The organism is uncultured Rikenella sp. (genome assembly GCF_910579375.1).
GTDB lineage: Bacteria > Bacteroidota > Bacteroidia > Bacteroidales > Rikenellaceae > Rikenella.
The window spans coordinates 19,405-40,510 of record NZ_CAJTUJ010000001.1 but is presented as its reverse complement, the minus strand read 5'-3'; the positions used below and the strand labels follow the sequence as shown (position 1 = coordinate 40,510).

Genomic DNA, 21,106 nt, shown 5'->3' with positions numbered 1-21,106 from the left:
TTTATTCTCCTACTGATTGATCTTTCTTCCGATAATGTCGCGGCGCGATCTCCTTGTGGGTATCGCACATCAGCGTATTGAGCGTATCCCGCAGCTCCCGTGTCGAGGTGCACGAGACTTCGTTCGCGCCGATAGCCGGCAGAATCCGCACCCGAAACGTATGCGGCGCCGCAATCCCCGAATGATCGAACGCGTCGTAGGTTCCGTCGATCACCACCGGCAGGATGTCCACGCCGCTCTCCTGCGCCAGCCGCATCGCCCCCTCTTTGAAAGCATTCACCTGCCCGGTCTTCGTCCTCGTCCCCTCCGGAAACATGATGACGCTCACCCCACGTCGCAAATAGGCTTCGCACTTGGCCATCATCGCCTTGGCCGCCGCCGAAGCTCCCCGTTCAATCGCCACGTCACCGTGCATCCACAGCACCCAACCGAAAACCGGTATCTTATATACTTCCCGTTTCGACACCCACTTGAAATTGAACGGCAAAACGTATAAAAGCGGTATATCGAGCATCGCCTGATGGTTGGACACGACCACATACGACCGCCCGTAAATGACATTTTCCAGTCCCGTCACCTCCACTTTCCACCACGGACTGAGCCGGTAAATCATCATCGACCAGAACTGCGACACGTGGTGACACACCACCCGATCCCGGTCGAACAGGACGGTCAGCAGCCACACGGTAGCGAACACCGAAAAGATCACCACGGTGAACAAGCTCAACACGGTCAAATAATAGATCGTCCGCAAACGATTCATAATTCTATTTGTATTTTTTATCTATTCTTTAGCTACAAGACGGAACCGTACCTTTTCTGAAGAAAAGGTACCCAAAAGACTTTTGCAGAGGTCGTCCCGGTGGGACGACCACGGGTTCTCTCCGCCTTGTTCGTTGGACTGTGATTTTCAGGCGTGGCGCGCGTGGGGTTCTCGCCCATTATTAGCGCGCCCCCCGAAAATCCAGCCCAACTCAAGGTCAGACACGGCCAAAGCATCCTGCAGGGATGCGCTCTAAAGTTTTTCTGGTTCTCTTTGTTCTCAAAGAGAACGGTACCCTCCGGTTGCTAATGAACAGACAAAGAATTGCAAAACATTAAAATTCGGCACAGGCGATATTTCCGACCGTGATGACCAGTTTACGATCCTTATTCACCCCGCCGACACCCGGAATCACCGCATCGATCGCCTTCCCCGGCGCCGCCGACACCCGGAAAACTCCCGAACGGAGCACCTTGTCCCCCGCCGTCAGGCGATATTCGATCGGAAAGTCCCGTAAATCAACAAACTGCATCCGATTTTCGAACCGATAAATTCCCCGGCCGTTATCCACCTGCGAAATCGCCACATTCGCAAAGATCCGCCGCAAAGCCTCGCTCCGCTCCATCGCCGGCAAATCCACCGTCCCGTCCGCCAGCGAAACCCGCCGATAGTCATCCGCCAAAAAATATTTCCCGCCCGGCACCTCTGCCTCCAGCGAAAGATCGTTCCAACGCTCCAGAAAAGCCCCCTGCAAACCCGGCTTCGTCCACCAATCCGTCACTCCGGCCGTCGTCCGCGACGGAATGAACGGCCGCCCCGACTCATTCTGCACCGTCTCCGGATAGTCCGGACAATAGACATCCGTGTTCCACTCCATCCCCGCACCGTTATAGACGATCGGCCTCGTCCGATCCTTCGCCCGGAGCATCAGGTAGCCCTGATACATATTATATCCGTTCCCCGACCGGTCGCCCAACGACCACATCACCACCGACGGATGGTTCTTGTTGCGTTCGTACATCGCCTCGATCCGCGCCAAGTACGCCTCGCGCCACGCCGGATCGTTCGTCACATTCCCCCCCTTGCTCCGCCGCGTCCCTAATCCCCAAGTGTTTATATCCGCCACATCGCAGACATAGAACCCCAACTCGTCGCACAACTGATAGAAGCTGTAAGGCATCGGATAGCCGTCCGTCCGAACGGCATTGACCCCAGCCCGTTTCATCTCCCGCAACATCGCCCGCATCTGAGCCGTATCCACGTAATTCCCCGTCGAAACCGAATGTTCCGCGAGGTTAACCCCCTTGAACATCACCGGCACACCGTTCACCAGCAACCGCTCGCCCTGCGTCTCGACCGTCCGGAACCCCACCCGGCACGCCACATATTCGGTAAACCGTCCCTCACGCTTGATGCGATAGAGAATCGTATAGAGATTCGGCTCTTCCGCCGTCCACTTCCGCACGTTCGGTATCGAGGCCGTAAAACGGACGGTATCCTCCAGCCGCATCCCCATCTCCACATCGCGGAAATCGCTGTTCACCCGCTTCCCCTCCGGATCGTACAGGTCGTAATAGACCGTCACCGAAAACGGATTGAGCAGCTGGGTTTTCAACAGCATCGCCGTCTCCAGCAGACCGTTGGTATAGCTCGGATCGAGCGTCGTCTGTACCAGATAGTCCCGCATCCGGATTTTCGGCTGAGCGAACAGGAAGATATCCCGATCGATCCCTCCCAACCGCCATCCCTCCCAATCCTCCAGATAGCTCGCCGGCGTCCAACGCGGCACCACGATCGCCACCCAGTTCCGTCCCTCGTTCACATATTTCGTGACATCGAATTCCACCGGATTCTTCGAATCGCGGCAACTGAACCCCACCTCGTTGCCGTTGACGAAAACCCGTGCCCCGGCCCTGACCGCTCCGATATGCAGGAAGTGCGCCTTGTCGAACAGGTCGAACTGCACCGTAAACTTCCGAATATAGACCCCCACCGCTCCGTCCGGCACGAACGGCGGTCGCGCCTCTCTGGCCGAAGTAGCAAAATCGTATGCTCGGGAGGCAAAAACCGCCCCCCCCTCTCCTCCGTGCCCCGCCAGCTCCCACGCCCCGGGCAAAGTCACCCGCGGCCAGCTCTCGATCAGTTTTTCCAGCGTATCGCCGTCGCCTCCGACCTCGTCCGGCACCTCCGCCATCGAGCCGAAGAGCCGGAAGCTCCACTCGCCGTTCAACCCGACGAAATATTGCGAACTGTCGAAGTCGTTTCGGAATGCATGCGCCGCACTCCGATAGCTCACGAAGACCGAGCGCGGCAACTCCTGCCCCTGCGACAAAACATACGGGGCAGGGTATCCTTTCGGTCCGGCCTGAGAGCCGTAAGCCACGGAAAACAATGCGATTACGGCAAAGAGTCGTTTCATGGGCTGACGTTTTTCTAATTGGCAAAGATAGCTTTTTTTCGGGATTCCCTTTCAATATCCGGGCCACGAACGGCACCGAAAACGACATTGCCAAAAAACCGCTATATTTGTAACCACATTAAACCGCAAAAGCATGAAAGCATACGTTTTCCCCGGCCAGGGAGCACAGTTCACCGGCATGGGCAAAGAGCTCTACGACACGGTGCCGGCCGCCAAAGAACTGTTCGAAAAGGCCAACGAAATACTCGGATTCCGCATTACGGACATCATGTTCAACGGGACGGCGGACGAGCTGAAGCAGACCAAGGTGACCCAACCGGCCGTTTTCCTCCACTCGGTGATTCTGGCCAAATCGCTGCCGGATTTCAAGCCGGAGATGACCGCAGGACACTCGCTGGGCGAATTCAGCGCACTGGTGGCGGCCGGAGCGCTGAGCTTCGAAGAGGGGCTGAAGCTGGTTTCGAAACGGGCACAGGCGATGCAGAAGGCCTGCGAATTGCAGCCTTCAACCATGGCTGCGATCATCGGACTGCCGGACGAGGTGGTCGAAGAGGTCTGCGCTTCGATTCCGGAGGTGGTCGTGGCGGCGAACTACAACTGCCCGGGCCAGTTAGTCATCTCGGGATCGATCGAGGGGATCGACAAAGCGTGCGAACAGTTGACGGCCAAGGGGGCGAAACGCGCGCTGAAACTGAGCGTCGGCGGAGCGTTCCACTCGCCGCTGATGGAACCGGCACGGGTGGAGCTGGAAGCGGCTATCAAAGAGGCGAAATTCACGACGCCGGTGTGTCCGGTCTACCAGAATGTGGACGCGAAACCGTACACCGATCCGGAGCAGATCAAAGCCAACCTGATCGCCCAGCTGACGGCGCCGGTGCGCTGGACGCAGACGGTAAAAAACATGCTCGCCGACGGCGCGTCGTCGTTCACCGAGCTCGGGCCGGGGAACGTATTGGCCGGTTTGATTCGCAAGGTCGATAAAGAGGCGATTTGCGAATCGAAGAACAGCCTCTAGGCAGGATATTTATCTACTCCGTCGGTCGGTTTTTCTAATTTATATAGAAAAACCGACCGATTTTTTATTACCTTTACCCTGAATCTAAACAATCTCATTCGCAAACCATGGAAAAGATCCTGACAATCAGCTTAGACGGTCGTTCTTTTACGATCGACGAAACGGCGTACAATACTTTGTCCGATTACCTGCACCAGATCGAGATGCGACTGGAACGACCGGAAGAGATAACCGATATCGAACGTCGGCTGGCGGACATACTGGCCGAACTGAATCCGAGTGTCGTCGATACGGACACGGTACGGGTGGCGATGGACCGTTTAGGTTCGCCCGACCGGTTCGGAGCGTTAAAACCGGACACGGCATCTGCACCGAGCGAACCGAAGCGACTGTACCGCAGTCGCAAGAACCGAATGATCGCAGGCGTCTGCGGCGGTTTGTCCGAATATTTCGGGATTGACCCTATTATTGTCCGGCTGATCGCCTTGATCTTGCTCTTTAGCGGCGGTGGGTTCCTGCTTTATGTGATCGGCTGGATCATAATCCCGCAGCGACCTCTCTCTTTTACCACGAAGCAGAGCAATCGATAACGGTAGTCATTACGAGATTATAAATTCCCGACATTTCCCGGGCGCATGAAAAGGTTTCTCTCACTCGACGTCTTTCGTGGCATGGTCATCCTGCTGATGATCGTTCTGAGCAATCAGACGGGAGAGGAGACCTATGCCCTGCTCTCTGCGTCGACAACGACGGGGGAGGTTGCGGAGAGGGGGATCGGCGTGGCGGGGTTGATCTTTCCATTTTTCCTCTTTATTATGGGCGGCGCGATGTGGTTCGCCACGCATCGGGAGAGCTACGGATTCGGCGAACGGCATCCGAAATCGAGGCGAGTCGGACATATCCTCTACCGGACGATCGTCCTGTTCGCTTTGGGCATCGGGCTCAACTGGCTGCCGTTTCAGGACTATTTCGTTTTCGTTCGGTTTCCGGGCGTTTTGCAACAAATCGCCGTTACCTACCTTCTGGCTTCGCTGATCGCCCTTTACCTGCCGCGGAGGCGGGCGTTGTTCGGGACGATTATCATCCTGCTGGCAGGTTACTGGTTTCTGCTCGACTCGGCGGGGACGGAGATGGTGGCGAGGGTCGACGAAACGCTCTTCGGCTCGAACCACCTGATAAGGTCGGTGTTCGACCGGGAAAACGCAGACGGACTCCTGACGGCCATTCCGATGACGGCAACGGTGCTGATCGGCTATCTGGCGGGCAGAACGATGGACCGGCCGAACACGATGAGCGGCGGAATCAGCATCCTGATGACCGCAGGAGTGGTCTCTTTCGGGGCGGGATGGCTGTTCGGCCTGTTCGATCCGATGGACTCAGGGTTGTGGACGATCAGTTACGTCTTGTTCACGTCGGGACTGGCAATGATGATCTGGAGCGCGCTCTCGTTCATCATTGAATATATGCAGGCAAAGGGGTGGTGCGAGTTTTTCACCATTGCGGGCACCAACTCGCTCTTCATCTACTGTTTCTCGACGGCAACCGCCAAACTGTTCGCTCTATGGGGAGTGACACAGGCGGTGTACGGATTCTATCGCAGCTACCACCTGCCGGATTCGGTGGCCTCGTTGATGTGGTCGCTGACGATGGTGCTGTTGTGCTGGCTCGTTACGTGGCCGCTCTATCGGATGCGGATTTTTCTCGCCGCTTAAAATACCTAAGGGTCTGTCTCTGCGTTAAAAGACAGACCCTTGGGTAAATGGAAAAAGCCGGATTATTCGAACGCCTTCCGGAAAAAACTTTCCATCTTATTGAACGGGATCACCCCCACGCGGTCGTACAGATCGGTGTGGTTAGCCTCCGGAATAATCATCAACTCCTTGTTGTCCCCTTTCAATTTTTTGAAAGCATCCTCGCTGAAATAACGCGAATGGGCCTTCTCGCCGTGAACGAGTAACACGGCGCTACGGATTTCGTCGCTGTAAGCCAGTATCGGCGCATTGATGAAGGCCAGCGAAGAGGTCTTGTTCCAACCGCCGTTCGAATTGAGCGAACGTGCGTGGTAGCCGCGCAGCGTCTTATAGTAATCGTAATAATCCTTCACGAACTGCGGCGCATCCTCCGGCAACGGATCGACCACCCCGCCCGCCAGAGCATACGAACCGTTTCGTGCATCCTCCGTGCGCTGCGCATTCAACTGCCGGCGGAGTTCGTACCGGGCGTCGGCATCCATCGCATCGAAATAGCCGTTGGCCGTGCACCGGCTGATATCGTACATCGTCGAAGCCACGCTCGCTTTGATGCGGGTATCGATCGCCGCCGCATTGAGGGCAAAACCGCCCCAACCACAGATGCCGATTATCCCGATCCGCTCCGAATCCACATCATCGCGCATGATCAGATAGTCGATCGCCGCGCTGAAATCTTCGGTATTGATGTCCGGCGAGGCGACGTACCGCGGCTCTCCGCCGCTTTCGCCCGTGAACGACGGATCGAACGCAAGGGTCAGAAACCCGCGCTCGGCCATCGTCTGGGCATAGAGGCCCGAGGCCTGCTCCTTCACGGCACCGAACGGCCCGCTCACGGCAATGGCCGGCCATTTTCCCGCCGCATCTTCCGGCACATACAGATCGGCGGCAAGGGTGATGCCATACCGGTTTTTGAAAGTCACCTTACTGTGGTTCACCCGATTGCTCTGCGGGAACGTCTTGTCCCACTCCCGAGTCAGTTTCCATGTTTCCATACTATCGTCCGTTTTTTGATTCGTTGTCCGATTCGTGCAGCCGACCCACAGAAAAAGAGCGGCTGCGACTGTCAGCATTTTTACCATAATTTTTCAGATTTCGGTTGATTCGACAGGGGCAAAATTAAAACGAAAGCCTTCCGGAAAGATTCCCGAAAGGCTCAAATTACATTGCTGAAAAGCTCAAAAACGCCTCAGACCGAAACCTCCGTCGGCGAGATGCCGTACCGCTTCTTAAAAGCGGTGGAGAAATGCGACGGATTCTTGAACCCGACCTCCGCATAGACCTCCACCACCTTTTTACCCCCCTCTTTCATCTTCGCGTAAGCCACCTCCAGCCGCTTACGAATCAGCCACTTCTCCGGCGTGAGGTCGCTGACCTTCTTGAAGTCGCGTTTAAAGGTGGCCAGACTCCGCCCCGTGTAGTGCGCCATCTCCTCCATCGTGAACTCGTACATGTAGTTTTCGTTCATGAACTCCAGGATATCGATCTTCCACGGTTCGTTGAAGTCGAAAAGCATCGGCGCGAACCGCTCGTCGATATGCAACAGCGCGAGCAGCCCCTCCTGCATTTTGAGCTTCATGAAGTCGCCCTGCGGACGGACATCGGGATCGAAATACGGGGTCATCGAAGCGAACAAGCTGGCCAGCTCCACCGTCCGGGGCAGTTTGATGACTCCCGGGTCGAGCTTCGGCGTCGAAGCCGGCACCGCCCGCTGCCCGAACCGTCCGTACATCTCGCGCAGAAACTGACGCGTAAACATCAGAAAGATGCCGCAATACCGCTCCCCGTCGCACGTCCTTTTGTACATCGTGATGTGGTGGTCGCGCGGAATAAAGACGCACTCCCCTTTCCGAACCCGAATCTGCTCCCGACCGTTGTCCAGCACCATTTCGCCCGAGTAGACGTAATTCATCGCATACTCGCGCGAACGGTGCACACACCCGCCCACATCGTCGTAATAGAAGCTGAAGAAGATATCGTTATAATTGAATATCAGCTTCATCGGATTTTCTTCTATCCTATTCATCGCGCGCGTTTTTTCCAATCACGAAAAGCGGTGCCCCGCAAGCCCCGGTTCCTAAAGATTTTTGAGCGTATCCAACAGGAAGGCATAGAACTTCGCCACCGAAGCGATTTCGACCTTTTCGTCCGGAGAGTGCGGGAAACGCATCGTCGGCCCGATCGAAATCATATCAAGCTTCGGATACTTCGCACCGATAATGCCGCACTCCAACCCGGCATGGATCGCCTTCACTTCCGGCACTTTGCCGAACAACTTCTCGTACCCCGCCTTCATGACATGCAGAATCTTCGAATCGGGATTCGGCGCCCAGCCGTCATAGTCTCCCTGCGCCTCGATCCGGCCACCGGCCAGCGTCACCACAGCGTCGATCATCGCCACCACCCGTTTCTTGCCATAATTGACCATACACCGCACCATGAACAACAACTCCGCCTTTCCATCCCCCATTCCGACACGCGACATGTTGGTCGAAGTCTCGACCAGCCCCGGCACCGTATCGCTCATCCGGATAATCCCGTCCGGCATAGCGGTCAGCGCATCGATAAACCGTTTCCGAAAATCTTCTGTCGCCACCGTCGCCGGTGCCTGCGCCTGCCGCGCCACACCGAACCGGATGCTATCCTCCACATGCGCCAACTCGTGCCGCATCGTCAGTTCGAACTCCCCTGCCGCCTTTTCGAACTCCGCAACCCGATCCACCGGCACCGCCACCACCGCCTTCGCCTCGCGCGGAATCGCATTCCGCAACCCGCCCGCATCGATCGTCGCGATCCGGGCATACGACTGCTCACGCAGAAACCTGGCCAGCAATTTATTGGCATTCCCCCGCTGCAAAATGATCTCCAGCCCGGAATGTCCCCCCTTGAGCCCCGCAAGCTCAATCTCATACCCCGCATATCCCCCCGGCACCGCCTCCTCCTCGTATTCGAAACGGGCCGTCACGTTGACCGCCCCGGCACACCCCACATACAGTTCCCCCTCGTCTTCCGAATCGAGGTTGATAAGGATATCGCCCCGCAACATATCCGTAGCCAGCTGATTGGCTCCCGTCAGCCCCGTCTCCTCGTCTACCGTGAAGAGGCACTCCAGAGCCGGGTGAGGAAGATCGTCCGCCTCCAGAATCGCCAGCATCGCGCTGACCCCCATCCCGTCGTCCGCCCCGAGCGTCGTCCCTTCGGCCGTCACCCAATCGCCGTCCACATAAGGCCGGATGGCATCTTTCTCGAAATCGAACTCCAGGTCGCTGTTCTTCTGCGGCACCATGTCCATATGCGCCTGAAGAATCACCGTCGGATGCCCCTCGTATCCTTTGGCAGCCGCTTTGCGCACCACGATATTACCTATTGTATCCTGCTGATATTCCAGTCCGTGCGTTTGGGCAAAATCGATCACATACTGCCGTATCTTTTCCTCGTGCTTCGACGGGTGCGGAATCGAACAAACCTTCGCAAATTGTTTCCACAGAGCTTTCGGCTCCAATTCGGTCATCTCTTTCATGATCTATCGTATTTTTTAGTTCTCCACCTTAAGATTAATACTGCACATCGGTCAGAAACAGTCCGCAAGCCGGCGCCTGCGCGCTCGCCTCGGCCCGCGCCCGGCTCTCGATGACGGCGCAAAACTGCGCCGGCGTCAACTTGCCCCGCCCGACATCCACCAGCGTCCCCACCACAGCCCGCACCATTCCCCGCAGAAAACGATCCGCCGCGATGGTGAAAATCAGCCGATCCCCCTCCGCCTGCCAATTCGCACCGAAAACCGTACACCGCGTCGTTTTGTTGTCCGAATGCAGCTTGGCGAACGAAGCGAAATCCTCGTACCGCAACATCGCCACCGCCGCCGTCTGCATCGCATCCAGATTCAGTGGCTGCGTAATCTGCCAGCACGTCCCCACCGCAAACGGATCCTTCACCGTCGTAATATAATATTTATACTCCCTCCGTCTGGCATCGAACCGGGCGTGTTTATCGTCCGCCACGGCATAAATTTTCCGCACCCCGATATCTTTCGGCAAAACGCAATTCAAATGATACAAAAACTCCGCCCCCAGCACCAGTTCCGGCTCCGCCTCCGTATCGAGATGAGCCACCGCGAACGCCGCATGCACCCCCGCATCGGTCCGCCCCGCACCGACCACCTCGTGCGGCGCCCCCAGCAGCCGCGACAACCCCTCCTCCAACGTCTCCTGCACCGACGGCGCATTCGGTTGCCGCTGCCAACCGTTGTAAGCCGCTCCGTTATAAGACAATTCGATGAAATAACGCGCCATAATCCTCATTTGTAATAGGGTGCAATATAGCCAAAATTTTCGAAAACCCACCCGCCCCGCACAGAAAAAAGAACGCCCCGCTTGTCGATAGATTTGTAAAGTCATGAAAAATAATTACCTTTGCACGCCCCATAAAGTATGGGAATGGGTCACAACAAACACAGTATTAACAACAAACACGTAGAACAGTGGAGTCATTAAGCTACAAAACTATCTCTGTCAATGCCGAGACCGCTACCAAAGAGTGGTACCTGATCGACGCGACAGATGCAGTGCTCGGGCGGCTCGCGTCGCAGGTGGCGAAAATCCTGCGCGGCAAGAACAAGCCCAGCTACACTCCTCACGTCGACTGCGGCGATAACGTCATCGTTATCAACGCCGACAAAGTGAGACTCACGGGGAAAAAGATGACGGACAAGGTCTATACCCGCCACACCGGATACCCGGGCGGGCAACGGTTTACCACGCCGGCGGAATACCTGGTGAAAAAACCGACCTTCATCATCGAAAAAGCAGTCAAAGGGATGCTGCCCAAGAATCGCCTGGGCGCGGCTATCTTCGGAAACCTGAAGGTCTATGCCGGTGCGGAACACCCCCATGCTGCGCAAACCCCTAAAACCATCCAATTAAACGACATTAAATAATGAGCCAAGAAGTTGTAAACGCAGTCGGTCGTAGAAAATCCGCCGTTGCACGCGTATACCTCACCGCAGGCGGGAGCGGCAAGATCACGATCAACGATCGGCCGCTCGAAACCTACTTCCCGATGGAGATCTTCCAATTCGTCGTGAAACAGCCGTTGCAGGTGACCAACCTCGCTGAAGGCGTCGACGTGAAGATCAACCTCGCCGGCGGCGGGATCAAAGGACAGGCCGAAGCTGCCAGACTGGGCATCTCGCGCTGTCTGATCGAAATGGACGCCGAACTCCGTCCGGAACTGAAAAAGAACGGCTTCCTGACCCGCGACTCGCGCGTGGTGGAACGGAAGAAACCGGGGCGGCCGGGTGCACGCAAACGGTTCCAGTTCAGCAAACGGTAGTTTCCACATACCATTTTGCACGCCTTATGTTACCGGCCCCACTGTCGGCCTAAACGAACGCAGACTACCCATACAGTACTACCGCTTCGTTGCATAAGGCGCGGAAAACCGCTCCGGACTGCTTTTCACCTCAGGCCAGCCATGGCCCCGAGAGCGCTACCGGAACGGTGACGAAAGAGTAAAAACAGATTTTTAAAAAATCGCAAAAATGCCAAGAACAGATTTCAATCAACTCTTAGAGGCCGGCGTTCACTTTGGACACCTCAAACGGAAGTGGAACCCGAAAATGGCTCCCTATATCTTCATGGAAAAGAACGGGATCCACATCATCGACCTCCACAAAACGGCCGTGAAGCTCGACGAAGCCGCTTCGGCGCTCAAACAGATCGCCAAATCGGGCCGCAAAGTCCTCTTCGTGGCTACCAAGAAACAGGCCAAAGAGATTGTTGCTGAAAAAGTTGCCGGCGTGGCTATGCCGTACGTGACCGAACGGTGGCCGGGCGGGATGCTCACCAACTTCCCCACCATCCGGAAAGCCGTCAAAAAGATGGCTACCATCGACAAACTCAACAACGACGGCACCTACGACAACTTCAGCAAACGCGAAAAGTTGCAGATCGCCCGTCAGCGCGCCAAACTCGAAAAGAACCTCGGTTCGATCGCAGACCTCACCAGACTGCCGGCCGCTCTGTTCGTCATCGACGTACAGAAAGAAGCCAACGCCGTGAAAGAGGCCAAACGGCTCAATATCCCGGTGTTCGCCATGGTTGATACTTGTTGTGACCCGACGCATATCGACTACGTGATTCCGGCGAACGACGACGCTTCGAAATCGATCGAAGTGATTCTGGATACCGTCACCTCGGCGATTCAGGAAGGGCTGGCCGAACGCAAGGTAGAGAAAGAAAAAGAGGCTTCGGAAACGGCAACCGCCGGCGCTACGGCGGCAGCCAAGAAAGAACCGCGCCCGCGAACGAAGAAAACGGCAGATACTGCTGATGCGGCTACTCCGGTAGCAGTCGCTGAGACCGAAGCGGAAGCAGTTCTCGAAAACGCTGCGGAATAACTCACTCGGACAAACGGTAGATTCACACATACCGAACCAAGAGCGTAAGCGTGCCGGGAGTCTGTGGGACACACACTAAACTCGCGGCACGTAACGTTTATAAACCTTAGAAAAGGAGACTAAAATCATGGAAATCAAAGCGGCAGACGTAGCCAAATTACGTAAAATGACCGGTGCAGGGATGATGGATTGCAAGAAAGCCCTGGCAGAAGCCAACGGCGATTTCGACCGCGCACAGGACATTATCCGCGAAAAAGGGAAACTCGTAGCCAGCAAACGGGCCGATCGCGAAGCGACCGAAGGGGTCGTTGCAGCCAAGCTGACCGACGGGAATACCAAAGGATATATCATCTGTCTGGCTTGCGAAACCGACTTCGTAGCTAAGAACGACGAATTCATCAAGACGGTGAACGACATGCTCGACATCGCCATCAAAAACGACGTGGCAGATATCGACGCCCTGAAGAGCTTGAAAGTCGGCGCGCAGACCGTTGAAGAGATGGTGACCGAAAAATCGGGCCAGACCGGTGAAAAGATCGAGTTGACCTACTACGCCAAGATCGAAGCTCCGCAGTGCGCAAGCTACGTTCATATGAACAACAAGCTCGGGACGCTGATCGGCTTCAACGCGCAGATTCCGGCAGAAGTGGCACACGACGTGGCGATGCAGGCGGCTGCCATGGCACCGATCTCGATCAGCAAGGACGACTGCCCGGCGGATGTACTGGAAAAAGAACGCGAAATCGGTCGCGAACAGGCTCGTCAGGAAGGCAAACCGGAAGCGATGCTCGATAAAATCGCCGAAGGGAAAGTGGGTAAATTCCTCAAGGAATCTACGTTGCTGAACCAGGCTTTGGTGAAAGACAACAAGATGACCGTGGCACAGTTTATTCACAATGCCAATCCGGATGCGACGGTAGTGGCATACAAACGCTTCTCGCTGAACGACTAACGTCAGTTTCGGCTACACACAGCCTTTCTTTCCTTCGGGAGAGAGAGGCTTTTTTATTACCTTTGTTCACCTTCACGCGATTTTCTCATGGCCGAACAGCTGACGATTCCGCAAACCGACGACAGAGCCGAGCTCTACGCCGCCCTATCGCCCCAGATAGAGGCATTGGTCACTCTCGAAAGCGATCCGGTAGCCAATATGGCCAACATTGCCGCGGTATTGCGAGAGGTATTCGGTTTCTTTTGGGTCGGTTTCTATCGAGTCGTCGGCAACGAACTGGTATTGGGGCCGTTTCAGGGCTCCGTGGCATGCAGCCGCATCGGATACGGCAAAGGAGTCTGCGGAACCGCTTGGAAAAAGGCTTCGACCCAGATCGTAGCAGATGTAGATGCCTTTCCGGGACACATCGCATGCAGCTCCGCTTCGCGATCGGAAATCGTCGTTCCGATCTTCGATCCCTCGGGGAAAACGGTTGTCGCCGTATTGGATATCGACAGCGACCGGCTGAACGATTTTTCTGAAATCGATGCGGTCAATCTGGAAAATCTATTGAAGAAAATCGGAAATCGCCTTCAATAAAATGAATCGAATTATCTTATTATTTCTATTAATTACAACCAGTTGTACAACTTCATTTAAACCGAAAGATCAATCGATTTTCGTCTCGATCGTTCCACTCAAATACATCGTCGAACAGATCGTTGCGCCGGGGAGTTCCGTCGAAGTGCTCGCACCCGAGACCGCCTCGCCGGAAAGCTACGAACCGACCGTGAGACAAATTCAGGCATTGGCGGATGCTCGGGCCTATATCACGACCGGTCTGATCGACTTCGAACAAATCCTGCTGGAAAAAATTCCGGAGGCAGCGCCGAAGACGCCCGTATGCAACGTCTCGCAACCGCTCGAACTGTTGCATATTGCGCAGAAACATGCGCACGGAGGTATAGATCCGCACATCTGGCTCTCACCGCGACGGGTTGCCGTAATCGGCAAGGAAGTGGCCGATTTTTTGGGAAAACTGGAGCCCGATTCGGCAGCAATCTATCGCCAACGGGCGGAAATTTTCGCCGCCCGGATCGACACCCTGGATCATCGCTTCCAACGGGTGGCACAAGAGGCAAAACGCAAACAATTCGCCATCGGTCACACCGCCCTCACCTATTTCGCCGACGATTACGGGTTGCAACAGATCGCTGTCGAGGCGGATGGGAAAGAGCCGAGTGCCATGAATATCAAACAGTTGGTCGATTCTTTGCAGAAAGCCGATATCCGAACTGTTTTCTTCCAACCCCAAACAAGCGATGCGGCGACACGAGCCATTGTTCGCGAACTGCCGAACGGACGGGCGATCGAATTCGACCCGTTGGCGGCGGAATGGATGGATAATATGTCTCGCTTGGCCGACAGCCTGCAAGTAATTCTGAACGAATGACAAACGAACTGCTCCGCATCCATCGGTTAGCCGTCGGATATCCCGGCGAGGCAGCCATCGTCAGCGGTATCGACCTGACGGTCTGCGACCGGGACTACATCGGCGTGATCGGGCCGAACGGCGGCGGAAAAACGACCTTTATCCGCACGCTCACAGGCGGTTTGGCTCCTCTGGCGGGAAAAATCGAGTACGCACGGACGGATTTGCGTATCGGGTATCTACCCCAGATTAAAAATATCGATCGGACATTTCCGATTTCAGTGACGGATATCGTGCTCTCCGGCTTAGCAGCCCGCAAAGGACTATTCGGCCGCTACGGAAAGGCGGATCGGAAACGGGCGCTGGAACTGCTGGAAGAGATCGGCATCGGACGGTTGGCCGGGCGACCGGTCGGAGCGCTGTCGGGCGGCGAGCTGCAACGAGTATTGCTCTGCCGTTCGCTGATCTCCGAACCGCAACTGCTGATTCTGGACGAACCGACCACCTTCGTAGACAATCGGTTCGAAAAAGAGCTGTACGAACTGCTCGCCCGGCTGAACGAACGGATAGCCATCATCATGGTTTCACACGACCTGGGAACCATCAGCCGCTATGTGAAAAGCATCGTCTGCATCAACCGATGCTTCCATTACCATCCGTCGAACATCCTGACACAAGAGCAGTTAGCAGAATACGACTGCCCGATCCAATTGATTTCGCACGGGCCCGTACCGCACACCGTACTGACTCGGCATTCGGGTTGCGCATGCAGCACCGAGGCCTCGAAACCGACAACCTCCGAACCGCAATAATGGATTTTATTCAGGAAATTTTCGCCTACCGATTCTTGGGCTACGCAGCCTTGGCCACTTTGCTCTCTGGCATCGCATGCGGGATCGTCGGGACGTACATCGTCTCCCGGAAACTGGTCTTTATGAGCGGCGGCATTACCCACGCTTCGTTCGGTGGGATCGGAATCGCCTACTATTTCGGATTCGCACCGCTGGTCGGCGCCTTATTGTTCGCCGTGGCAGCGGCGGTCGGCATCGAGACTTTCAGCCGGCGGGGAAAAGTCAACGAGGATGCGGCAACCGGCATTCTCTGGTCGATCGGGATGTCGATCGGCATCATCTTCATCTTTCTCACACCGGGCTATGCGCCGAATCTGATGAGCTTTCTGTTCGGCAATATCCTGTTGGTGAATCGAACGGATCTGATCGGATTAGGAATTATGGATGGCATCTTGCTACTGCTGTTCGCCGCATGCTATCGGGCGATTCTGTACACGGCTTTCGACCGCGAGTTCGCAGCTTCGCAACGACTGCCGGTCGGCGCGATCGGACACACGATGATGATCCTGATCGCAGTTACGATCGTACTGACAATCAAAACTATGGGAATCGTCCTGCTGATGTCGCTGCTGACGTTGCCGACAGTTATCGCGGGCATGCTGACACGAAATTACAAACAGCTGACGATCGGTTCCTGTATCGGCGGAACCGTTTCGGTACTGGTCGGACTCTATATCAGTTACGTGGGCAACATTCCGATCGGAGCAGCGGCCATTGCCGTGCTCTCCGCAGCGTTCTGCCTCGTCAAAGCAGGAGTATATATCGGCCGCAAAGCGCGTGTTATTTCACGCGGATAATGGTCAATCCGTCTCGCAACGGCACCATGACCTGCTCCACCCGCGGATCGTCGCGTACCATCCGATTGAAGGTCAAGATTCCCTGCGTCTGCCGGTCGTTCTTTTTAGGCAGATCCGCCACTTTCCCGCTCCACAAAACATTGTCGGCCAGTATAATACTCCCCGACCGCACCCAACCTCCCTCCATCAGCATCCGATAGTAATCCGGATATTCGCGCTTATCGGCGTCGATAAAAACCAGATCGAATACCCGTCCCAAAGCCGGCACTACCTCCAACGCCGGCCCGATATGTTGCACGATCCGCTCCCGCAATCCCGCTCGTTCGATATACCTGGCAGCGAAATCCTGCAATTCGTCGTCGATTTCGACCGTATGCAGCTCCGCCCCCTGGCGCGAGAGTCCCCGTGCCATCGCAATGGCCGAATACCCCGTAAAGGTTCCTAATTCAAGCACATACAACGGATCGACCATTCGCACGAACATCTCCAGCAGAGCCCCCTGCCAATGCCCCGAGAGCATCCGCGGCTGAATCATCCTCAGGTGGGTCTGCCGATCCAGTTCGGCCAACACCGGCTCTTCCGGCGAGATGTGATCGAGGATATAGCGTTCCAATTCCGCCTCCATACCTAATTGTATATCAGAGTATAAAGATTATTTTCAGCGAAGATATCGTTCGCCGTTTTGAGCAGCTCCTCCGCCGTAATCGCCCCGATTTTCGCCGCCACCTCCTCCGACTTCTCGAAACCGTTGTAAACCAGCACACTCTTGGCTATCCCCAACATCAGATTTTCGGTATTCTCCGACGACAGAATCCATTGGCCGAGAAACTGCCGTTTCGCCCGAGCCAGCTGAACCGCCGTCAGTTTCGTCTCCCGCAACCGCCGCAACTCCGCCCGGACGAGCTCTACGGAACGTTCCACCTTGTCGCGCTCGCACCCCAGATAGATGGTATAAATCCCGCTGTCGCTATACGGCACATATCCCGCCTCGACATTGTACGTCAGGGCATACTTCTCGCGCAAGAGCATATTGAGCCGCGACACCGAAGCCGGACCGCCCAAGAGATTGATCAGAAAAGCCAGCCGGAGCCGCCGCTCGTCGTGCAGGTCGTAGCCGTAGCCCCCCAACAGGCAATGCGTCTGATAGGTATTCTTGTGCCGCACGACATCAAACTGCGGCTGCCGCTCCGGCGCACGCCGCTCCTCTGTTGTGGAAACACCCCCCTGTGTCGCCTCAAATGGAGCCAAATAGCGTTCGCAGATCTCCCGAAAACGCCCGTGAGGCATCTCCACCGATGCCGAAAAGACGATCCGATCCGGCCGATAATGCCCCGAAACATACTCCACCAGCTGCTGCCGCGTCGCCCGCTTCAGGTTCCGCGGCGTACCCAGAATATTCCGCCCGAGCGGCGAACCGGCAAACAACAACTCCTCGAAATCGTCGAAAATCAACTCCGCCGGTGAGTCTTTATAGGAGTTGATCTCATCGATAATCACCTCCCGCTCCTTGTCGATCTCCCGCGCGTCGAAACGCGACCGGAAAACCATATCCGACAGCAAATCCACCCCTTTCCGGAACTCCGACCGCAACAAAGTCGCGTGCACCACCGTCTCCTCCTTGGTGGTAAAGGCATTCAACTCGCCCCCCGCATTCTCCAGCAAACTATTGACCCGATAAGCCGACCGTCGGGTCGTCCCCTTGAACAACAGGTGCTCGACCAGGTGCGCCACCCCATGTTGCGCCACCGCCTCGTCCCGTGTCCCGGCACCGATCGTCAGAGCCAGGTGCGCCACTTGCCCGGCCAGCCTCCCCGGCCGTCGATGGACGCACCGCATCCCGTTCGGCAAGGTGAATGAATCGAACTCTTCTTCCGCCATCAGCCGATCACCTCCTTCAGATAATGCGCCGTATGGCTTCCCACCGCCGCCGGAGCCTCCGCCAACTCGCGCGGCGTACCGGCAAAGACGAGTTCTCCTCCCGCCTCGCCCCCCTCCGGCCCGAGGTCGATCACCCAGTCGGCACACTTCACGACATCCATATTATGTTCGACCACCACCACCGTATGCCCCTTCTGCATCAACGCTTCAAATGAACGCAGCAACTTCTTGATATCGTGAAAATGAAGCCCGGTGGTCGGTTCGTCGAAAATGAACAACAGCGGTTGCGAGCTATTCTCCTTCAACAAGAACGAAGCCAGCTTCACCCGCTGGCTCTCGCCGCCCGACAAAGTGGACGACGACTGCCCCAGCTTGACATACCCCAATCCGACATCCTGCAACGTCTTGAGCTTCTCGACAATCCGCAAATTGATCTTATCCTGCTCCGCATACCCGCCGAAAAAGTCGATCGCCTCGTCGATACTCATCTCCAGTACATCATAAATCGACTTATCGTGATACCTCACCTGCAAAATCTCGTCCCGAAACCTCCGTCCATTACATGCCTCGCAAACCAGCTCCACATCGGCCATAAACTGCATCTCGACCCGAATCACCCCCTCGCCCTTGCACTCCTCGCACCTCCCGCCGGCAATGTTGAACGAGAAACTCGACGAATCGAATTTATATTGTTTCGCAAGCTGCTGTTCTGCAAATAGTTTTCGGATTTCATCGTAAGCCTTGATATAGGTCACCGGATTCGACCGCAAAGAGCGTCCGATCGGGTTCTGGTCGATCATCTCCACCCCTTTGATCCGCGAAATATCACCCTCGATGCCATCGAAATCTCCCGGCCGATCGCCCGTCTCGGTCAGTGCACGCCGCAAAGCCGGATAGAGAATACTCTTCACCAGCGACGACTTCCCGCTCCCGCTCACCCCCGTAATACAGGTCATCACCCCCAGCGGAATCTTCACATCGATATTTTTCAGATTATGCTCCCGCGCCCCCTTGATTTCGATATAGCTGTTCCACTTCCTGACCCGCTCCGGCATCTCGATCGCCTCGCGTCCCGTCAGATAACGCACCGTCAGACTCCGATTCTGCTTCCGCTTCGCCGCCGCCTCCATCGCTCCGAACGCCCCCTGGAAAACCACCTCGCCGCCCAAATAACCCGCCATCGGCCCGATATCGACCACCTCGTCCGCCGCCCGAATAATCTCGGCATCATGCTCCACCACAATCACCGTATTTCCGAGGTCGCGCAACTGTTTCAGCACCCCGATCAGCTTCTCCGTATCCCGCGGGTGCAGCCCGATACTCGGCTCGTCCAAAATGTAGAGCGACCCGACCAAACTGCTCCCCAGCGACGTGGCCAGATTGATCCGCTGGCTCTCGCCGCCCGACAACGTCGAAGAGAGCCGATCCAACGTCAGATACGAAAGCCCCACATCTTCAAGATATTGCAACCGGCTCCTAATCTCCGTCAACGCCCGCCCGCCGACCTCCGCATCGTGTGCGTCGAGATCCAGATGCGCAAAAAACGCTTTCAACTCGCTCACCGGCATCCGCACCAGTTCGGCGATCGTCCGCCCGCCGACCTGCACATAGAGCGCCTCCGGCCTGAGCCGCGCTCCGCAGCAATCCGGACAGGTCGTCTTCCCCGTATACCGCGAGAGCATCACCCGATACTGAATCTTATAACGCTCCTTTTCCAGGTATTCGAAAAATTCGTCCAGCCCGTGAAAATAGCTGTTTCCCCGCCAAAGCAGCCTCCGTTCTTCCTCGCTCAGCTCGTAAAACGGCCGGTGGATCGGAAAGCCGAACTTCGAAGCGTTCATCACCAGCTGCTCCTTCCACCACTTCATCGTCTCGCCGCGCCAACAGACAATGGCGTCGTCGTAAATCGTCTTCGACTTGTCCGGAATAACCAAATCTTCGTCGATCCCCACCACACGTCCATATCCCTCGCACCGAGGACACGCTCCCAGCGGATTGTTGAAACTGAACATATGTTCGAACGGACGCTGAAACACGATACCGTCCGCCTCGAACCTATTGGAAAACTCCTTAAACTGAACCCCCCTATCTCCCTGTTCCCGAGCGGAAAACAAAATCAGCAAACACCGTCCATCCCCCACCTCGAACGCCGTCTGCACCGAATCAAATAGACGACTCCCCCACTCCTTGTCCTCCTCCGCTCCCTCCGGCACGGAAAACCGGTCGACCACCACCGCCAAATCCTCCACGGCATATTGCTCGATCTCCGGCAAAATATCCTGCACGTACTTCACCTCTCCGGAAGCCGACGAACGCAACACCAATCGCTCGAAACCGTCCTTCATCAGCAGCGTCAGCTTTTCGATCACCCCCTGCCCCTCGTGCAACGCCACCGGCGCCGCCACCATCGCCCGAGTCCCGACCGGCGCCGCCGCTGCGGCATTCACCACATCCTGCACCGTATGCGCCTTCACCTCCTCGCCGCTCACCGGCGAATAGGTCTTCCCAATCCGCGCAAACAGCAGCCGCAAGTAATCGTAAATCTCCGTCGTCGTCCCCACCGTCGACCGCGGATTGCGCGTATTGACCTTCTGCTCCACCGCAATCGCCGGAGCGATCCCCGTAATGAAATCGACATCCGGTTTTTCGATCTTCCCCAAAAACTGCCGCGCATAGGCCGACAAGCTCTCCACATACCTCCGCTGCCCCTCCGCAAAAATGGTATCGAACGCCAGAGTAGACTTTCCCGAACCCGACAAACCGGTCACCACCACCAGCTTGCTGTGCGGAATCTTAATCTCTATATCCTTGAGGTTGTGAACTCGGGCGCCCTTTACATGAATATATTGTTCCATTTAATAAGCTCAATTAACTA

Annotated in this window: 20 protein-coding genes; 11 read left to right on the top strand and 9 right to left on the bottom strand. The window is 56.1% G+C overall.

All coding sequences use genetic code 11. The annotated features are described in order from the left end of the window. Position 1: 1 nt before the first annotated feature. Together QZ302_RS00205 and QZ302_RS00200 are read right to left on the bottom strand one after the other, a co-directional pair. Complete coding sequence (locus QZ302_RS00205; RefSeq protein WP_294591192.1) at positions 2–763, bottom strand: lysophospholipid acyltransferase family protein; 762 nt, start codon at positions 761–763, stop codon at positions 2–4. A gap of 334 nt (positions 764–1,097) precedes the next feature. Next, positions 1,098–3,182 (bottom strand): glycoside hydrolase family 2 TIM barrel-domain containing protein, encoded by a 2,085-nt coding sequence (locus QZ302_RS00200; protein ID WP_294591190.1) that lies wholly within the window; start codon positions 3,180–3,182, stop codon positions 1,098–1,100. Positions 3,183–3,315: 133 nt separating this feature from the next. Between QZ302_RS00200 and fabD the strand changes: the two genes are divergently transcribed. From fabD to QZ302_RS00185, 3 genes are all read left to right on the top strand, one after another. Beyond that, a complete protein-coding gene (fabD, locus tag QZ302_RS00195; RefSeq protein WP_294591188.1) occupies positions 3,316–4,197 on the top strand; it encodes an ACP S-malonyltransferase in 882 nt (293 codons plus the stop codon). A 107-nt stretch (positions 4,198–4,304) separates the two neighbouring features. Then, positions 4,305–4,787, top strand: coding sequence for a PspC domain-containing protein (locus QZ302_RS00190; RefSeq protein ID WP_294591186.1), 483 nt, complete (start codon positions 4,305–4,307; stop codon positions 4,785–4,787). A 45-nt stretch (positions 4,788–4,832) separates the two neighbouring features. Further along, positions 4,833–5,909, top strand: coding sequence for a hypothetical protein (locus tag QZ302_RS00185; protein WP_294591184.1), 1,077 nt, complete (start codon positions 4,833–4,835; stop codon positions 5,907–5,909). 62 nt (positions 5,910–5,971) lie between these two features. On the opposite strand, the gene QZ302_RS00180 is transcribed toward QZ302_RS00185, so the two are convergent. The 4 genes from QZ302_RS00180 to truA form a co-directional block, all read right to left on the bottom strand. Next, on the bottom strand, positions 5,972–6,940 hold the full coding sequence (locus QZ302_RS00180) for an alpha/beta hydrolase (protein ID WP_294591182.1): 969 nt from the start codon (positions 6,938–6,940) through the stop codon (positions 5,972–5,974). Positions 6,941–7,134: 194 nt separating this feature from the next. Beyond that, complete coding sequence (locus tag QZ302_RS00175; RefSeq protein ID WP_294591212.1) at positions 7,135–7,947, bottom strand: AraC family transcriptional regulator; 813 nt, start codon at positions 7,945–7,947, stop codon at positions 7,135–7,137. 75 nt (positions 7,948–8,022) lie between these two features. After that, positions 8,023–9,465 carry an aminoacyl-histidine dipeptidase gene (locus QZ302_RS00170; protein ID WP_294591179.1) on the bottom strand — a complete coding sequence of 481 codons (1,443 nt, stop codon included), beginning with the start codon at positions 9,463–9,465 and terminating at the stop codon, positions 8,023–8,025. A gap of 34 nt (positions 9,466–9,499) precedes the next feature. Continuing rightward, positions 9,500–10,237: a tRNA pseudouridine(38-40) synthase TruA gene (gene truA / locus QZ302_RS00165; protein ID WP_294591177.1), complete on the bottom strand. Its 738-nt coding sequence runs from the start codon at positions 10,235–10,237 to the stop codon at positions 9,500–9,502. Positions 10,238–10,425: 188 nt separating this feature from the next. Here truA and rplM point away from each other — a divergent pair, with 188 nt between their 5' ends. From rplM to QZ302_RS00125, 8 genes are all read left to right on the top strand, one after another. Then, positions 10,426–10,881, top strand: a complete 456-nt coding sequence (gene rplM / locus QZ302_RS00160; protein WP_294591175.1) for a 50S ribosomal protein L13 — start codon at positions 10,426–10,428, stop codon at positions 10,879–10,881. After that, entirely contained in the window at positions 10,881–11,276 is a 396-nt protein-coding gene (gene rpsI, locus QZ302_RS00155) for a 30S ribosomal protein S9 (RefSeq protein WP_294591173.1), read from the top strand. The genes rplM and rpsI overlap by 1 nt, the downstream gene beginning before the upstream one ends. 208 nt (positions 11,277–11,484) lie before the next feature. Then, positions 11,485–12,342, top strand: a complete 858-nt coding sequence (rpsB, locus tag QZ302_RS00150) for a 30S ribosomal protein S2 (protein WP_294591171.1) — start codon at positions 11,485–11,487, stop codon at positions 12,340–12,342. Positions 12,343–12,469: 127 nt separating this feature from the next. Then, the gene (gene tsf / locus QZ302_RS00145; protein WP_294591169.1) at positions 12,470–13,294 is read left to right on the top strand and encodes a translation elongation factor Ts; all 825 of its coding nucleotides are present in this window, start codon (positions 12,470–12,472) and stop codon (positions 13,292–13,294) included. Positions 13,295–13,381: 87 nt separating this feature from the next. Next, positions 13,382–13,873: a GAF domain-containing protein gene (locus QZ302_RS00140; RefSeq protein WP_294591167.1), complete on the top strand. Its 492-nt coding sequence runs from the start codon at positions 13,382–13,384 to the stop codon at positions 13,871–13,873. A 1-nt stretch (position 13,874) separates the two neighbouring features. Beyond that, positions 13,875–14,726: a zinc ABC transporter substrate-binding protein gene (locus QZ302_RS00135; protein ID WP_294591165.1), complete on the top strand. Its 852-nt coding sequence runs from the start codon at positions 13,875–13,877 to the stop codon at positions 14,724–14,726. Then, on the top strand, positions 14,723–15,517 hold the full coding sequence (locus tag QZ302_RS00130; RefSeq protein ID WP_294591163.1) for an ABC transporter ATP-binding protein: 795 nt from the start codon (positions 14,723–14,725) through the stop codon (positions 15,515–15,517). The genes QZ302_RS00135 and QZ302_RS00130 overlap by 4 nt, the downstream gene beginning before the upstream one ends. Then, positions 15,517–16,353 (top strand): metal ABC transporter permease, encoded by an 837-nt coding sequence (locus QZ302_RS00125; protein WP_294591161.1) that lies wholly within the window; start codon positions 15,517–15,519, stop codon positions 16,351–16,353. The genes QZ302_RS00130 and QZ302_RS00125 overlap by 1 nt, the downstream gene beginning before the upstream one ends. Here the strand turns inward: QZ302_RS00125 and QZ302_RS00120 are convergent. The 3 genes from QZ302_RS00120 to uvrA are packed head-to-tail and all read right to left on the bottom strand — an operon-like array spanning position 16,337 to position 21,086. After that, positions 16,337–16,978, bottom strand: a complete 642-nt coding sequence (locus QZ302_RS00120; protein WP_294591160.1) for an O-methyltransferase — start codon at positions 16,976–16,978, stop codon at positions 16,337–16,339. The genes QZ302_RS00125 and QZ302_RS00120 overlap by 17 nt on opposite strands. A gap of 2 nt (positions 16,979–16,980) precedes the next feature. Next, on the bottom strand, positions 16,981–18,231 hold the full coding sequence (locus QZ302_RS00115) for a pitrilysin family protein (RefSeq protein WP_294591158.1): 1,251 nt from the start codon (positions 18,229–18,231) through the stop codon (positions 16,981–16,983). After that, positions 18,231–21,086, bottom strand: coding sequence for an excinuclease ABC subunit UvrA (gene uvrA / locus QZ302_RS00110; RefSeq protein ID WP_294591156.1), 2,856 nt, complete (start codon positions 21,084–21,086; stop codon positions 18,231–18,233). The genes QZ302_RS00115 and uvrA overlap by 1 nt, the downstream gene beginning before the upstream one ends. Between the last annotated feature and the right edge of the window lie 20 nt (positions 21,087–21,106).

Excerpts from the sequence above, each read along its gene's own strand:
- QZ302_RS00125 (WP_294591161.1), top strand. The coding sequence starts at position 15,517 with ATGGATTTTATTCAGGAAATTTTCGCCTACCGATTCTTGGGCTACGCA.
- rpsB (WP_294591171.1), top strand. The coding sequence starts at position 11,485 with ATGCCAAGAACAGATTTCAATCAACTCTTAGAGGCCGGCGTTCACTTT.
- truA (WP_294591177.1), bottom strand. The coding sequence starts at position 10,237 with ATGGCGCGTTATTTCATCGAATTGTCTTATAACGGAGCGGCTTACAAC.
- tsf (WP_294591169.1), top strand. The coding sequence starts at position 12,470 with ATGGAAATCAAAGCGGCAGACGTAGCCAAATTACGTAAAATGACCGGT.
- QZ302_RS00200 (WP_294591190.1), bottom strand. The coding sequence starts at position 3,182 with ATGAAACGACTCTTTGCCGTAATCGCATTGTTTTCCGTGGCTTACGGC.
- QZ302_RS00180 (WP_294591182.1), bottom strand. The coding sequence starts at position 6,940 with ATGGAAACATGGAAACTGACTCGGGAGTGGGACAAGACGTTCCCGCAG.
- QZ302_RS00130 (WP_294591163.1), top strand. The coding sequence starts at position 14,723 with ATGACAAACGAACTGCTCCGCATCCATCGGTTAGCCGTCGGATATCCC.
- QZ302_RS00135 (WP_294591165.1), top strand. The coding sequence starts at position 13,875 with ATGAATCGAATTATCTTATTATTTCTATTAATTACAACCAGTTGTACA.
- rpsI (WP_294591173.1), top strand. The coding sequence starts at position 10,881 with ATGAGCCAAGAAGTTGTAAACGCAGTCGGTCGTAGAAAATCCGCCGTT.
- QZ302_RS00115 (WP_294591158.1), bottom strand. The coding sequence starts at position 18,231 with ATGGCGGAAGAAGAGTTCGATTCATTCACCTTGCCGAACGGGATGCGG.
- QZ302_RS00175 (WP_294591212.1), bottom strand. The coding sequence starts at position 7,947 with ATGAAGCTGATATTCAATTATAACGATATCTTCTTCAGCTTCTATTAC.
- fabD (WP_294591188.1), top strand. The coding sequence starts at position 3,316 with ATGAAAGCATACGTTTTCCCCGGCCAGGGAGCACAGTTCACCGGCATG.
- QZ302_RS00120 (WP_294591160.1), bottom strand. The coding sequence starts at position 16,978 with ATGGAGGCGGAATTGGAACGCTATATCCTCGATCACATCTCGCCGGAA.
- uvrA (WP_294591156.1), bottom strand. The coding sequence starts at position 21,086 with ATGGAACAATATATTCATGTAAAGGGCGCCCGAGTTCACAACCTCAAG.
- QZ302_RS00190 (WP_294591186.1), top strand. The coding sequence starts at position 4,305 with ATGGAAAAGATCCTGACAATCAGCTTAGACGGTCGTTCTTTTACGATC.
- QZ302_RS00170 (WP_294591179.1), bottom strand. The coding sequence starts at position 9,465 with ATGAAAGAGATGACCGAATTGGAGCCGAAAGCTCTGTGGAAACAATTT.
- QZ302_RS00205 (WP_294591192.1), bottom strand. The coding sequence starts at position 763 with ATGAATCGTTTGCGGACGATCTATTATTTGACCGTGTTGAGCTTGTTC.
- QZ302_RS00185 (WP_294591184.1), top strand. The coding sequence starts at position 4,833 with ATGAAAAGGTTTCTCTCACTCGACGTCTTTCGTGGCATGGTCATCCTG.
- QZ302_RS00140 (WP_294591167.1), top strand. The coding sequence starts at position 13,382 with ATGGCCGAACAGCTGACGATTCCGCAAACCGACGACAGAGCCGAGCTC.